8 protein-coding genes are annotated in these 15,056 nt (G+C 60.6%); 3 read left to right on the top strand and 5 right to left on the bottom strand.

The genetic code is table 11. From position 1 onward, the window contains the following. Positions 1-117 precede the first annotated feature (117 nt). Together BCF46_RS11065 and pbpC are read left to right on the top strand one after the other, a co-directional pair. Positions 118-5,550, top strand: coding sequence for an alpha-2-macroglobulin family protein (locus tag BCF46_RS11065; protein WP_121024539.1), 5,433 nt, complete (start codon positions 118-120; stop codon positions 5,548-5,550). Continuing rightward, positions 5,550-7,577, top strand: coding sequence for a penicillin-binding protein 1C (gene pbpC / locus BCF46_RS11060; RefSeq protein WP_121024156.1), 2,028 nt, complete (start codon positions 5,550-5,552; stop codon positions 7,575-7,577). Before BCF46_RS11065 ends, pbpC begins: the two co-directional genes overlap by 1 nt. On the opposite strand, the gene BCF46_RS11055 is transcribed toward pbpC, so the two are convergent. From BCF46_RS11055 to BCF46_RS11045, 3 genes are all read right to left on the bottom strand, one after another. After that, a complete protein-coding gene (locus tag BCF46_RS11055) occupies positions 7,578-8,753 on the bottom strand; it encodes an acetyl-CoA C-acyltransferase family protein (RefSeq protein WP_121024154.1) in 1,176 nt (391 codons plus the stop codon). A 95-nt stretch (positions 8,754-8,848) separates the two neighbouring features. Next, positions 8,849-9,664 (bottom strand): metallophosphoesterase family protein, encoded by an 816-nt coding sequence (locus BCF46_RS11050; RefSeq protein WP_121024152.1) that lies wholly within the window; start codon positions 9,662-9,664, stop codon positions 8,849-8,851. A gap of 143 nt (positions 9,665-9,807) precedes the next feature. Further along, positions 9,808-10,368, bottom strand: coding sequence for a DUF2585 domain-containing protein (locus BCF46_RS11045; protein ID WP_121024537.1), 561 nt, complete (start codon positions 10,366-10,368; stop codon positions 9,808-9,810). A gap of 139 nt (positions 10,369-10,507) precedes the next feature. Here BCF46_RS11045 and BCF46_RS11040 point away from each other — a divergent pair, with 139 nt between their 5' ends. Further along, on the top strand, positions 10,508-12,076 hold the full coding sequence (locus tag BCF46_RS11040) for a pentapeptide repeat-containing protein (RefSeq protein WP_121024150.1): 1,569 nt from the start codon (positions 10,508-10,510) through the stop codon (positions 12,074-12,076). A gap of 66 nt (positions 12,077-12,142) precedes the next feature. Here BCF46_RS11040 and serA read toward each other — a convergent pair whose 3' ends face one another. Beyond that, the gene (gene serA / locus BCF46_RS11035; RefSeq protein WP_121024148.1) at positions 12,143-13,738 is read right to left on the bottom strand and encodes a phosphoglycerate dehydrogenase; all 1,596 of its coding nucleotides are present in this window, start codon (positions 13,736-13,738) and stop codon (positions 12,143-12,145) included. A 72-nt stretch (positions 13,739-13,810) separates the two neighbouring features. Beyond that, complete coding sequence (locus BCF46_RS11030; RefSeq protein WP_121024146.1) at positions 13,811-14,950, bottom strand: phosphoserine transaminase; 1,140 nt, start codon at positions 14,948-14,950, stop codon at positions 13,811-13,813. Positions 14,951-15,056: the final 106 nt, after the last annotated feature.

Genomic DNA, 15,056 nt, shown 5'->3' with positions numbered 1-15,056 from the left:
CCCGCTTTTGCGTACAGATTTGTCGAAACTTGGTGAAAGCCGACTTAACGCGATCGGGTTGCCCGACTCGGTCCGGTCGTGCCACCCTTGGGGTGCGTTTTGAACTACGAGGTTGATATGGCGTTCCGCACTCTCTTGGTAGGCTTGTTGGCCGCCGCGACAACATCAATGGCAGTTGCGGATGATTTGATCCCGGACCGCCGCATGACCCTGTTGCGCAACGTGGATTTCTACGGCAGTGACCTGACCAACATTTTCGATACCAGCTTCGACGCCTGCACGCGCGCGTGTCTAACCGATCCGTCCTGCAAGGCGTTTACGTTCAATACGAAATCGAGCGCGTGCTTCCCGAAGTCGGACATCACGAATAGTGAACCGTTTGAAGGCGCTTTGTCAGTCAAGGTGACCAATGCATCTGCGGCGGAGTTGCGTCTGGCCGAGACGCAGCGAGGGCGGGCGTCTTTCCTGACTGAGCGGGATTTGAACGCGGCCTATGCGCAAGCGTCCTCCATGACCAGCCGCTACGCGGCCAATGCCTTCTCGCTCCAGCAGTTTATCGACGCCGCGAATAAATCCCGAAGCGAAGGTAAGCCGGATGTGGCGATGCGGTTTGTCGGGGCAGGTCTTACCATAGAGGATCGTTCTGACTTGTGGGACCAGTTTGCCCGCGACGCGGCCTCGGCTGCCAAGAAGGATGGGAGTAAGCGGCGGGAGTTCAATCGGCGCTATTTGACCGCCGCGTTAAACGCCTATTTGCGCGCGCCCAACCCTGCCATGTCGGTCAATGCGCTGAGCCTGTTGGCGGATGCGTTCGAGCAAAACGGCAGGGGTCGCGATGCCATTGCGCCCTTGCGGTTGGCGCAATCCTTGCAACCCAGAGACGATACTGAAAAGGCGCTGGACCGGGTCATAGGCTTGTTTGGTTTCAACGTGGCCGACACGGACGTGGAAAACAATTCCGCAGAGCCGCGGATCTGTGTGGCCTTTTCGGAGTCTCTGTCCAAGACCACAGACTATGCGCCCTTCGTGAAGTCGCAGATCGAAGGGCTCAGTATCGAGGCGCAGGACCGTCAGCTTTGTCTGGGCGGGCTCAACCACGGTGACCGTTATCGCTTCACATTGCGCCAAGGCTTGCCTGCGGCATCCGGTGAAGTTCTGCAAAAGCCAATCGAGATCACGCAATATGTGCGTGACCGCGCCCCGTCCGTCCGCTTTCCCGGACGATCCTACATTCTGCCCAGCAGCGGTGATGCGGCGTTGCCCGTGGTCGCGGTGAATACCGACAAGCTGGACCTGACGCTCTACAAGGTGTCGGACAGAAACATCCTGCGCACTATGCAGAACGACTTCTTCGCCCGACCGCTTAGCTATTACGGCGAGCGGGAGTTCCGCGCGTCCATGGGTGTAGAAGTGTGGAAAGGTATCGGTGACGTCCAAACGGAGTTGAACCGCGACGTCACGACCCGATTGCCCGTGTCCGATATAGTGGGGAAGATGCAACCGGGGGTGTACGCCCTGCAAGCATCTGTCGCAGGAAAGTCATCCGACGAAGCCTCACCTGCAACCCAGTGGTTTGTGATTAGTGATCTGGGGTTGACCAGCCTAGAGGGCGTCGATGGCATGCATGTGTTCGTGCGCGGCCTGTCCGACGTCGCGGCTAAGGAGGGGGTTTCGGTCTCGCTGATCTCCCGCGCCAACGAGGTGTTGGACACCGTCGAAACTGATGCCGAAGGCTACGCCCGCTTTGATGCGGGCCTGATCCGCGGCACTGGCGCAACCGCTCCGGGTTTGCTGACCGTTCAGAAGGATGACGACTTTGCTTTCCTGTCGTTGCGCGACCCGGAATTTGACCTTTCGGACCGTGGCGTCGAAGGGCGTTCGCCTGCCAAACCCGTTGATCTCTTTGTGACCACCGAACGCGGCGCCTACCGAGCGGGCGAAGTAATCAACGCGCTGGCCTTGGCCCGTGATGGAACCGCTAAAGCAATCAAAGACCTGTCACTTACGGCCGTTCTAAATCGCCCCGATGGCGTAGAGTATTCGCGCATAACCGAGCAGGATGCTGGTGCGGGTGGGCGTATGTTCAGGATGCCGCTTGGGCCAGAGGTGCCGCGCGGCACGTGGAGTCTTTCGATTTTTGCAGACCCTGACGCACCCGCGCTGTCGACGCAAAACCTGCTGGTTGAGGATTTCCTTCCAGAACGTATCGACGCGACCCTAACCTTGCCAGATGGCCCTATGATTGCGGGTGGAATCCCCCCTGAGCTTGGCATTGAGGCGCGGTATCTTTTTGGTGCGCCGGGTGCAGATCTTGCGGTGGAGGGTGACATGATCCTCCGCGCATCCAAATCGCTGGACGGGTTCAAGGACTACCGCTTCGGGAGGCATGACACGCCCTTCCGCCCGCTTCGTAGCGGGTTTGTCTCCGCCGTTCGCACAGATTCCAGCGGGACCGCGACCGCGTTACTGGATATTCCCGAACTGGATGAGGTGATGCAGCCGCTGGAGGCCGAGGTTGTCGTTCGCGTGCGGGAAGGCTCCAACCGGCCGATCGAGCGCCGCATCAAACGGCCGCTTCTGATTGATAAGCCGCTGATTGGGATCAAGCCCGATTTCGATGGTGTTCTTCCTGAAAACAGCGAGGCGGAGTTCAGTGTCGTGGCCCTTGGTCAAGACCTGACGCGGCAGGACATGCAGGTGCGCTGGACGATCAATCGCGTCCGGACCGAGTACCAGTGGTACTCCAACTACGGCAATTGGTATTGGGACCCGATCACGACCCGCAGTCGCGTGGCGTCGGGGGAGGCGACCGTGAAGGCGGATACCCCATTGCGGATCGGCGCACCGGTGCAGTGGGGCGAGTACGAGGTAAAGATCGAACGCATAGACGGGCCGTATGTGGCCTCCTCCATGAGTTTCGACGCTGGTTGGTATGCCAGCGCCGATGCGGCTCAAACACCCGACCTGCTGGATGCTTCGCTCGACAAGGAATTCTACAAGTCGGGCGACACGGCGACCCTTCGCATCGTGACGCGCTATGCGGGCACCGCTTTGGTCACCGTCATGTCGAACCGTTTGATCGACATGAAGGCGGTCGACGTGTCTGAAGGCGAAAACCTGATTACGCTGCTGGTCACGGACGAGTGGGGCAGCGGTGCCTATGTCGCCGCCTCCGTGCTGCGCCCGATGGGCGCGGTGGCAGGTCAAAACCCCGCGCGGGCGTTGGGTCTTTCGCATGCGGCGATAGACCCTGAAAACGCCAAACTGGCGGCTCGTTTTGAAACTGACGCCGAGGCCGCCCCGCGAGGCCCGCTTACGGCGCGCCTTAAGGTCGACAATGCTGACGGCGAAACCTTCGCCATGATCGCTGCCGTGGATCAGGGCATTCTGAACCTCACGGGCTTCACGCCGCCCGATGCGTCGGAGCACTATTTCGGCCAGCGTAAGTTGGGCGTCGCTATCCGCGACGTTTATGGCCGCCTGATCGACGGGACAGCCGGTGCCTTGGGCGCTGTCCGCTCCGGTGGCGATGCAAGTGCGCAGCTTCGGGCGAAATCTCCACCACCTACGGAAGAGCTGGTCGCCTATGTCAGTGGGCCTCTCAAGGTAGATGAGAACGGAAATGTTGAGACGGTTTTCGACCTGCCGGCATTCAACGGCTCTGTTCGCCTGATGGCGGTGGTCTGGTCGAAAGACGGGGTTGGCGAGGCCAATGCCGAGGTGCTGGTCCGCGATCCGGTCGTGGTCTCGGCCACCCTGCCACGTTTTCTGGCCCCCGGCGACACCAGCCAACTATTGCTTGAAATCGTGCATGCGGACGGGCCGACCGGTGAGATGCCGTTGTCCGTCAGCGCGTCAGGCGCGCGGCTTGCGGATGAGCCACCAGCCTCCGTCACTCTTGGCGAGAAAGAAACGGCGAGGCTCTCCGTGCCCTTCACGGCGCAAGGCACCGACGCGGTGACCATGGACATTGCCCTGACGCTGCCAAATGGCCGAACGCTGACACAAACGCACCAGATCGAACTGCGTCGCAACGACCCCCTTACCCAGCGACGCAGCCAGTTCGCCTTGGCTGCTGGCGGAACCTTCACGCTGGATGGAAACGCTTTTGCCGGCTTCGCGCCCGGCTCCGGCTCGGTGACGCTGGCCGCAGGGCCGTTGGCGCGGTTTGACGTGCCGGGGCTGCTCAATGCGCTCGACAAATATCCCTACGGCTGCACCGAGCAGGTGACGTCCAAGGCCTTGCCGCTGCTCTATTTGGATCAGGTTGCGCGTGCGATGGGACTGGAAGACCGCGACGGCATTGCCGAGCGCATCAGCCAGTCCATATCGCTGGTGCTGACCAATCAGGCCTCCAACGGGGCGTTTGGGTTATGGCGGCCTGATCGGGGCGATCTGTGGCTGGATGCCTATGTCACCGACTTCCTGAGCAGGGCACGGGCGCAAGGCCATGACGTGCCGCAAGTTGCGTTCCGTCAGGCGCTCGACAACCTGCGCAACGAGGTCAACAGCGCCCCAGACTTCGAGAACGGCGGAGAGGGTCTGGCCTACGCATTGTTGGTGCTGGCCCGCGAAGGGGCGGCGTCCATCGGGGATCTGCGCTATTACGCGGACACCAAGGCTGACGACTTCGCGACCGCACTGGCGGCGGCACAATTGGGCGCTGCTCTGGCATCTTACGGCGATCCAACGCGCGCAGATGCGATGTTCCGCAGGGCGGCCGAGTTGCTGGACAAGGAAAAAGGAAACCAACAGGTCTGGCGTGACGATTACGGCACCGACTTGCGGGATGCGGCGGCGGTGCTGACGCTGGCGGTCGAATCCGGTTCTAGCGTGTTGGACGTGGCCAAGATAGGTGCGCGGATCGCTCCGTCCATCGGCGATGTCGTCGGGCGCTCCACGCAGGAATCCGTGTGGACATTGCTGGCGGCAAACGCGCTGATCGACCGCCAAGGCACAGGCCTGTCGCTGAATGGCGAGGTCGTCGATGGCCCCTTGGTGAAGGTGTTGGATGAAGACACCCAAGACCCTGTTCGGATCACCAACACGTCTGGGGAAGACACGACCGTAACCCTGACCGCAATCGGCGTCTCGGATGATCCCGTTGCTGCCGGTGGTAACGGTTACCGCATCGCACGCGACTATTATGATCTGGATGGCAATCCTGTTGACGCAAGCCGTGTCGCGTCAGGCACGCGATTGGTTGCGGTTCTGACGGTCACGCCCCTTGCCAAAGGCGAAGCGCGGTTGATGGTAAGCGACCCGTTACCCGCAGGCTTCGAGATCGACAATCCGAACTTGCTTCGCAGTGGTGACGTCAAATCACTACCGTGGCTCAATACCGAGGCCAATGTGCGCAACTCGGAATTTAGAGATGACCGGTTTCTTGCCGCCGTCGACCACTACGGGACGAAGGAATTTCAGCTAGCCTATATTCTACGCGCCGTGGCTCCGGGCGAGTATCACCACCCTGCGGCGAGCGTGGAGGATATGTACCGCCCGTTCTACCGCGCCCGCACCGATGAGGGTCGCGTGCAGGTCGTGCGGTAGTGCGACTGTCCCGAACATTTGGTCTACTGGCGGTTGCGTTGTGGGCTGCCGCCTTCGGGCGCGACCGATTTGACCATTGGATAGACCGGACGGAAATACCGGTGTTGGCGATTGAGACAGGCGTGGAGGTTCTGGACCGGCGCGGCCATTTGCTACGCGCGTTTCAAACCTCGGACGATCGGTGGCGGCTCGCGGCATCTGTCGCTGAGGTCGACCCCGAGTTTTTGTGCCTGTTGATCCGCTACGAGGACAAACGGTTCTATGACCACGCGGGTGTTGACCCTGTCGCGATGCTGCGAGCCGCCGCGCAAGGGGTGTGGAACGGGCGTATCGTTTCGGGCGGGTCGACCCTGACGATGCAGGTCGCACGTCTGCTGGAGGAGAGCGGCACAGGCTCGTGGCCCGGCAAACTGCGCCAGATCCGGCTGGCGCTGGCGCTGGAACGGAGGTTGAGCAAGGAGCAAATCCTGTCGCTCTATCTGGTACGCGCACCCTATGGCGGCAATCTCGAAGGATTGCGGGCGGCGACATTGGCCTATTATCGCAAAGAACCGCGGCGGCTGACGCCGACGCAGGCCGCCATGCTGATCGCCTTGCCGCAATCACCCGAAAGCCGCAGGCCCGACCGCTTTCCGGAACGTGCATTACGGGCCAGAAAGCACGTCATTGAGCGTCTTGTGGGCGCTGGTGCCCTGACACCAGAGGACAGGAGCGGACAGGCGCTACGGGCAAAGCGCCACGAGTTCGCAGCACTTGCCCCGCATCTGACGGACCGCATTCGCAACACAAACGGCGGGCAACTTGTGCGCACCACGCTGGATGTCGGCATCCAACGAAAACTGGAGCGGATGGCTGCCAATGCAGTTGCCACGGCGGGCCGACATCTGTCAGTGGCGATGATGGTGGCAGACCACCAAACGGGCGAGATTATCGCGTCGGTCGGCTCGGCCAGTTACGCGAATGACCGGCGTGGTGGTTTCATTGATATGACGCAGGCGCGCCGCTCGCCCGGATCGACGTTGAAGCCGCTGATCTACGGCATGGGATTTGATCAGGGTCTGATCCACCCTGAAACGCTGGTGTCGGACCGCCCGATGCAGTTCGGCGCTTATGCGCCGCAGAACTTCGACGGCGTTTTCCGTGGCGACATTCGAGTGCGGCAGGCACTGCAGGCCTCGCTGAACCTGCCGGTTGTGAGCATACTGGACCGGCTTGGCCCCGCGAACCTGATCGCCAAGCTGCGTCAGGCTGGGGCGTCGCCGCAATTGGCGGGTGATCAGGCGGGGCTGGCAATAGCGCTGGGCGGGTTGGGGCTGAGCCTGAGCGAGCTGGTGCAGCTTTACGCGGTGATCGCCCAGCCGGATAGGGCCAAGACCCTCGCGGCGACCCAAGGGGCCATCGCCCCGTTGCCGCCGGTGCTGAGCAAGCGTGCCAGTTGGTATATCGGCGACATCCTCAAAGGCGTTCCACGCCCCGCCATGGCGGGGCGCAAGGACGTTGCGTTCAAGACAGGGACCTCCTACGGGCACCGCGACGCGTGGGCAATTGGCTATGACGGGCGGCATGTCGTCGGTGTCTGGATGGGGCGGGCGGATGGCACACCGGTGCCGGGGGCGTTCGGCGGCGAGCTTGCTGCGCCGCTGATGTTCCAAGCCTTCGACAAGATAAAACCGGACAGTGACCCGTTGCCCGCGCCGCCGCGCGATGCGCTTCTGTCGGGCAATGCGGAACTGCCGCAACCTTTGCAACGGTTCATCAGCCGGGTCGAGCAGCGCGGCGTTGCGCAAGACCACCCCAAGGTCGCGTTTCCGCCTGATGGCGCACGCGTAGCGCTGCGCGGCGGCGCGCTGACTGTGCAGATACGGGACGGCGTTGCGCCGTTTACTTGGATGCAGAATGGCACGCCTGTATTGACAAACAGCTGGGACCGCCAAGCGCAGCTTGTCCCGTCGGGGCGGGGCTACGTACAGGTGCGGGTGATAGATGCCCGCGGCCGCGCCACGGGCACCACAGTTTTTGCGGAGTAGCTAGACCCGTTCAATCGCCAGAGCGATGCCCTGACCGCCGCCGATACACATGGTAATCAGCGCCTTGGAGCCGCCGGTCCGCTCCAACTCGTGCAGGGCCTTGACGGTGATGATCGCGCCGGTGGCGCCAACGGGATGCCCCAAGGCAATCGCGCCGCCATTGGGGTTCACCTTCTCTGGGTCGAGGCCTAACTCCTGAGACACTGCCAACGCCTGCGCGGCGAAGGCCTCGTTGGATTCGATCACGTCGAAATCGCTCGCCTTCAGGCCGGTGCGTTTCAGCAGGTTTTGCACGGCAGGAACCGGACCAATCCCCATGACTTCCGGGCGCACACCGGCGTGGGCGTAGCCGATGATGCGCGCGCGTGGCGGCAGGCCGGATTGCTTCGCCGCAGCTTCCGTTGCCAGCACGACCGCGCCCGCGCCGTCATTGATGCCCGATGCGTTGCCAGCCGTCACGGTGCCGTCTTTTTGGAACACCGTGCGCAGCCCTGACAACACCTCAAGCGACGTCGCTTTCGGATGTTCGTCGGTATCAAACGGCACCATGTCACGCTTCACGCGGACCTCTACGGGCACGATTTGGTCTTTGAAATACCCCGCCTCAATCGCACGGGCGGCGCGGGTCTGGCTTTCCAACGCGAAGGCGTCTTGCGCCTCGCGGGAGATGTTATGCTCCGCCGCGACGTTCTCGGCGGTGATGCCCATATGGCCGGTGCCGAAGGGGCAATTCAATGCGCCCAGCATCATGTCCTGGGATTTGGCGTCGCCCATTTTCTGCCCCCAACGCGCATCCGGCATGATGTAGGGGGAACGGCTCATGTTTTCCGCGCCACCAGCAAGGCCGAACTCTGCGTCGCCCAGCATCAGCGACTGGATAACCGAGATAATCGCCTGCACGCCGGAACCGCAAAGACGGTTCACATTCATCGCGGGCACGGTGTCGGGGATACCGGCCTGCATCGCGGCGGCGCGGGACAGGTACATGTCGCGCGGTTCGGTGTTGATGACATGGCCAAAGGCGACATGCCCGATTTGGGACGGGTCGACGCCCGCCCGCTCCATCACTGCCTTGGAGACGGCAGCGCCCAGATCAATGGGCGGGGTCGCGGCCAATGCGCCGCCAAAGGTGCCGATGGCGGTGCGTGCGCCGCTCAGGATCATGATTTCAGACATTATGGGTCCTCCGTTTGAGTCGCATGAAGTTTAACGCAGTTCAGCACACTAGAAGAAGTGACCTTGCGTCTTATTCTATGAATGAGGCGACAGGCTTATCCGGTTTGTCGGGGTTGCGTTGTCTGCAGGAACTCCACCGTGCCGTCAGGGAGCACCACCGCAGCGGTCAGGCAACCGGTTGCGTAACCTCCGGTATCAACCGAGATACGACCGTCCTCGCAAACCGCGCGCTCCATTATCGTGTGTCCATGGGCGACCCATTGTCCGTCAGTGCGACCACGGGTCAGAAATTCGGGATGCCCCCACAGCAAGACGCGTGACGATTGGTCGTTGATGGCACGGCCAGGATCGACGCCCGCATGGGTGATCATCAGGTTTCCGGAACTGACGGAGGCTGGCAAGTTCCGCAGCCAGTCTTCCATTTCGTCACCCAGTTGCGAGCGAAGCTCTTCGGCGATGGAATTTGCAGTCGTAGCCCATTCTGTCTCGAAGGGGATCAGAATGCCAAAGCTGGCGAGGGTCTCTGTTGCCCCGTTTCGGAACCACCTCGCGTGGCGGGCCTCTGGCGCGTCGAGAAAGTCGAGCATCATCTGCTCATGATTGCCTAATATGCAGGTGACGTTCTCTGGGAATTCTTTGTTGAGCTCGTGCAAACGTGTCAGTACAGCTGCGCTAGATTGACCTCTGTCGATATAGTCACCCACAAAGACCAGCTTGGGGTCACGCAGCTCTAGTGTGCCGATGACATGGTCAATTTGCTCAAGAATATGCTCCAGCAGATCGAGTGTACCGTGCAAATCGCCAACTACAAAATATGGGGTCGTAGGGTTTGGTCGAGACCGGTCAATATCACTCGTTTGAACGTCTTTCGGAGCCGTTTTGCCTTTGAAAAATGAGCGTAGCAGGTTCATAGGGGTAACTCTCGCTGGGTTACGCTACAGTTGGTCGCCGCAGGCTTGGAATGCAAGCAAAACAGGCCTGACCGCGACAACGCGCGGAAAGCTGCGGCGTTTTTGGAGTTTGACCTGCTGAATGGTAGGGCGATTGTTTCTGCCTAGCCTGCTGCCTGCCACTCGCGTATCGCGTCGAGCGGATACAGCAGCATGATAATGTTCAACGCCAATCCGTCTCGAATGGCCGCCATGACGGCGACTTCGGCGATGATGACGATTGCGACGCTGACCCAGACCGGCACACGCTTTGCCAACCAGAAACCGAACCACATGGCCAAGATATCGCAGACAGAGTTCAGAACGCTGTCGCCATAGTAGTCCAGTGCAATAGTCACCTCGCGGTAGCGGTTGATTACGGCGTCGGTGTTCTCGAGCACTTCCCACGCTGCCTCGATCAGGGTCGCGATAGCCAAGCGCCAACCTATGTCCACGCGCCGCGCAAAGAGCCACAATATCAAGTAAAAGATAAAGCCGTGCAGGACATGGGACGGAGTGTACCAATCCATGATGTGTTGGGAGTTTTCGGAACTCATGGTCTCCAGATGCAGCAGTTTGATATAGCCGCATTTGCACATGGGAACGCGGCCCATCCACAGTAGGATTGCGGCGGTGGCGACGAGGATCCCGAAGGTGACCCAATAGGGAAGAAAGCGCTTGTTCATGGCTTGGACGGGACCACACAGGGCGGCGCAGTGTAAACCCTGCCCAAGCGCCGTGCGGTCTGTCTGAGTCTTTTTTGCCCCACCGGCTTTCGGGTGTCTGTATCTTGCCTGATCGCGCGCCCCGTGCCACGGTTCCGGCATGAATTCACTTGACGCCTTTGCCCCGTTTTCCCTAGCCGAACAGAAACTTATAGATGACGCCGCCGACCCGGAGCGCACCAGTGTTGGTGACGGCGAGTTGCCTAAAACTGATGATCCGGATCGAGCGATCCGCGGTGAATTGATACGTCACCTGTTGCTGCGGTTCGATGCCCTTCACGACAAGGGCATTCGCCTGCGTGGAGCTTGGATCAGCGGCGCACTCGACCTGCAGGGGTGTGATTGCGAGCGCGACATCTCGCTGTCCCATTGCCACTTGAGCACGCCGGTCAATCTCGTAAATGCCCGGCTACGCGGATTGCACCTGTCGGGTTGTAGCCTGACCGGCCTGTCGGCAGACAACACATCTTTTTCCGGCTCTGTATATATTAGGGCAGGCACGCGGGTCACGGGTGAGATTTCCATGGCGGGCGCGCGGATAAGCGGCGACCTCCAAATTTGCGACGCAACGATCGAGAGCCCTAGACAAGACGCTATTTTCGCCCCGTCCTTGCGTGTGGAGGGATCTGTTTTTCTAGGCAATTACCCCTATTCCGAGAGCGTTACAGAGCTTCATACAACTGGGCTTTTGTTCTTCTCCTCGGCGCGGGTGGACCATGATTTTTTCCTGACGAATACCTCCATCAGCTTGCCCCAAGATCCTATTGCTATCGCACCGGTTTTTGACCCGACCGAGGAGCATGGCCGCGATATGGCGCTTAGTCTTGCGCGGGCAAAAATCAGTGGGATTTTGTATCTCGCCGACAATCATATCGCACGCGGGATCGTGAACTTCGCGGGGGCCGAGGTCGCCCGTTTCCGTGATGAACCAGTCGGGCCGGGTGCCGCATATCCGGTGCGGCTTGATGGGTTTCGCTACGGTGATTTTTCCCGCCACGCGGAAACGAACATTGCCGCCCGCCTTGACTGGTTAGCGCGAAAACCAGCGGACATGCCGTTTACTTCGCAACCCTACGAGCAACTGGCATCGGTTCTACAATCGCTTGGACATCGCAATGATGCGCGCTCGGTCTTGATGCGCAAAGAACGCCTGCTCAGGGCCGAGAACCGCAAACTGATGGCGCAGCGAAATGTATCGACAGCGCGGCGGGGCGTATCACGATTTGCAGATGATTTCCTGCGCTGGTCTATCGGGTATGGTTATCGGCCCGGACGGGCAGTGGTTATCGCGATCGTTCTCACTGTTGCGCTTGGGTTCTTCTTTGAAAGCACATGGCGCGCGGGTGACATGACACCAAATGCGGCCCCAATTCTGGTATCGAAGGATTGGGTGGATGCCACGCGAACCCATCCTGATAATCCGGCGGTCTTCTGGTCGTCTCCGGGGCAAGGTGGTCAGGATTGGGAGACCTTCAACGCCTTTGCCTATGCGGCGGACGTGGTGGTGCCACTGGTGAATTTTGGGCAGGAAAGCGCATGGGCACCCTCCACGTCACGCTCGCCTTTGGGCAAAATTGCGTGGTGGGTTCGCTGGTTCGCCAAATCTATCGGCTGGATCGTAACTGCGCTGGGCGCCGCCGCAATTACGGGTGTGATCCGCAAAGACTAGATCGCTAACGGAAAACGCCGCGACCCGTGAAGGGTAGCGGCGTTGGGTTCGCGTGTCCGGTGTTGCTTATGCCACGTCGAAACGCAGCGCTTTTACTTGGTTAAACAGGCCGGTATCCGTCAGCTTTTGAAGGATCGGCGCAGGCACCGCGCCGTCCACGTACAGTAGCGCAATCGCACCGTTACCGGCAGATTCGCGGCCAAGGGTAAAGTTCGCGATATTCACGCCGTTCTCGCCCATGGTTTGGCCCAAAGTGCCGATAATCCCCGGCATATCCTTGTTGGTGGTGTAGACCATGTGTTCGCCGATCTCGGCGTCGATGTTGATGCCTTTGATCTGGATGAAGCGCGGTTTGCCGTCGGAGAACACCGTGCCAGCAATCGACCGCTCGCGGGTGTCGGTGACCACGGTTAGCTTGACATAGCCGTCAAACACGCCGGATTTGTCCTGCGTCGTGGTCGAGATTTTGACGCCACGTTCCTTGGCGATAACCTGCGCCGACACCATATTCACATCCGGATTGGTGGCCTTCATGATGCCAGCCACGGCAGCGCAATTCAGCGCCTCCAGATTCATATGGGACACGTTGCCGTTATAGGTGATCTGGATTTCCTTCATCGCCTCGTCGGTCATCTGGCCGATGAACGCTCCAAGATGTTCGGACAATTTTACCCATGGTCCCATGACCTTAGCCTCTTCCGCGGTGACGGAGGGCATATTCAGCGCGTTGGAAACTGCGCCCGTCAGCAGGTAGTCTGACATTTGCTCGGCCACTTGTAGGGCTACGTTCTCTTGTGCCTCCGTGGTGGCCGCACCGAGGTGCGGAGTGACGACGACGTTGGGCAGGTTGAACAGCGGGCTGTCGGTGGCGGGCTCGACCTCGAACACGTCGAAGGCGGCGCCGGCGACCTTGCCGGATTTGAGCGCGTTGGCCAGTGCGGCCTCGTCCACCAGACCGCCACGGGCGCAGTTCACGATACGCACGCCGTCCTTCATCTTGGCGATGTTTTCCTCGGAGATCATGCCGCGGGTTTTGTCGGTGGCAGGCACATGCAGCGTGATGAAATCGGAGCGGGCGAACAATTCGTCCAGCTCCACTTTGGTCACGTTCAGTTTCTCCGCGCGTTCTTCCGACAGGAACGGATCATACGCAATCACCTTCATTTTAAGGCCAACGCCGCGTTCGCAGACGATGCCGCCGATGTTGCCCGCGCCGATGACGCCAAGGGTTTTGCCTGTCAGTTCAACCCCCATGAACTTGGATTTTTCCCACTTGCCTGCGTGGGTCGATGCCGACGCCTCGGGGATCTGACGGGCCACGGCGAACATCATCGCGATGGCGTGTTCGGCGGTGGTGATCATGTTGCCGAATGGGGTGTTCATCACGATGATCCCCTTCTTCGACGCGGCGGGAATGTCGACATTGTCTACACCAATGCCGGCGCGACCGATGACCTTGAGGTTCGTTGCTGCAGCGATCAGTTTCTCGGTCGCCTTAGACGCGGACCGGATGGCGAGGCCGTCATATTGGTCGATGATCGACAGCAGCTTTTCCTTGTCCTTGCCAAGCTCTGGCATGAAGTCCACATCGATGCCGCGGTCGCGGAAAATCTGGACGGCGGTCTCGGACAGTTTGTCGGATACGAGTACTTTGGGGGCCATGATGGGCTCCTTGTTTTTGCGGTATGAATTACGTCGGCTTTGCGTCGGCAAAGCGTATGGCACGAAATGGGTTTACGACTTGATCTCTTGCTCGAAGGCGTAGGCGAGCCACGGGAGCATGGCTTCGATGTCGGACGTCTCGACCGTGGCCCCGCACCAGATGCGCAGACCCGGAGGGGCGTCGCGGTAGGCGCCAACGTCGAGGGCGACGTTTTCCGCCTCCAGCCGCTTGGCGATGGCTTTGGCGAATGCGGCACCGTCGGTGATGCGGTCGTCGGTGAACTTCAGACAGACGGAGGTGTTGGAGCGGGTCGCGGGGTCTGTGGCGAGGAAGTCGATCCAGTCATGCGCCGAGACGAAATCGGTGATCGCGGCCGTGTTCGCATCGGCGCGGGCGATGAGGCCTTTGAGGCCGCCCACGGATTTCGCCCAGTCGAGCGCGAAGAGGTAATCCTCGACACACAGCATCGACGGCGTGTTGATGGTGGCACCCGTGAAGATGCCGTCGATCAGCTTGCCGCCTTTGGTCAGGCGGAAGATTTTGGGCAGGGGCCATGCGGGGGTGTAGCTTTCCAGCCGTTCCACGGCGCGGGGGGACAGGATGAGGACGCCGTGGCCGCCTTCGCCGCCCAGAACTTTCTGCCAGCTGAAGGTGGTGACGTCCAAGCGGTCCCAAGGAAGGTCCATCGCGAAAGCGGCGGAGGTCGCATCGCACAGGGTTAAGCCCGCGCGGTCGGTCGGGATCACGTCTTTCGACGGGACGCGCACGCCGGAGGTGGTCCCGTTCCAAGTGAAGCAAACGTCATTGTCGAAGTTGACCTGCGAGAAGTCGACAATCTCGCCGTAATCGGCGGTCGTCACCTGCGCGTCGATCTTGAGCTGCTTGACCACGTCTGTGACCCAGCCGGAACCGAAGCTCTCCCACGCGAGCATCTCTACGGGGCGTTCGCCCAAGAGGTTCCACATGGCCATTTCAAACGCGCCGGTATCAGACGCAGGCACGATGCCGATCTTGTAGTCGGCGGGGATGCCCAGCACCTCGCGCGTGGTTTCGATCGCGGCAAGCAGCTTGGCTTTGCCGACAGCAGCACGGTGCGAGCGGCCCAGAGGGGCGTCGGCCAGCTTATCGAGCGTGAATGTGGGGGGTTTGGCACAGGGGCCGGAAGAAAAACGCGGATTCGTCGGCTTGGTAGCCGGAGCTTTCATAGTCATAATATCTACCCTTACAGATAATTGCCTCTCGTTGGGGAGAGGTGTCCCACTGGCGTCACTACGGAAGGGCGCGGGCTTTCACAATAGAGAAAACGTCGCTATAGCG

This window comes from Litoreibacter meonggei, assembly GCF_003663885.1.
GTDB classification, from domain to species: Bacteria; Pseudomonadota; Alphaproteobacteria; order Rhodobacterales; family Rhodobacteraceae; genus Litoreibacter; species Litoreibacter meonggei.
This window is presented reverse-complemented; position numbering and strand designations above follow the sequence as displayed.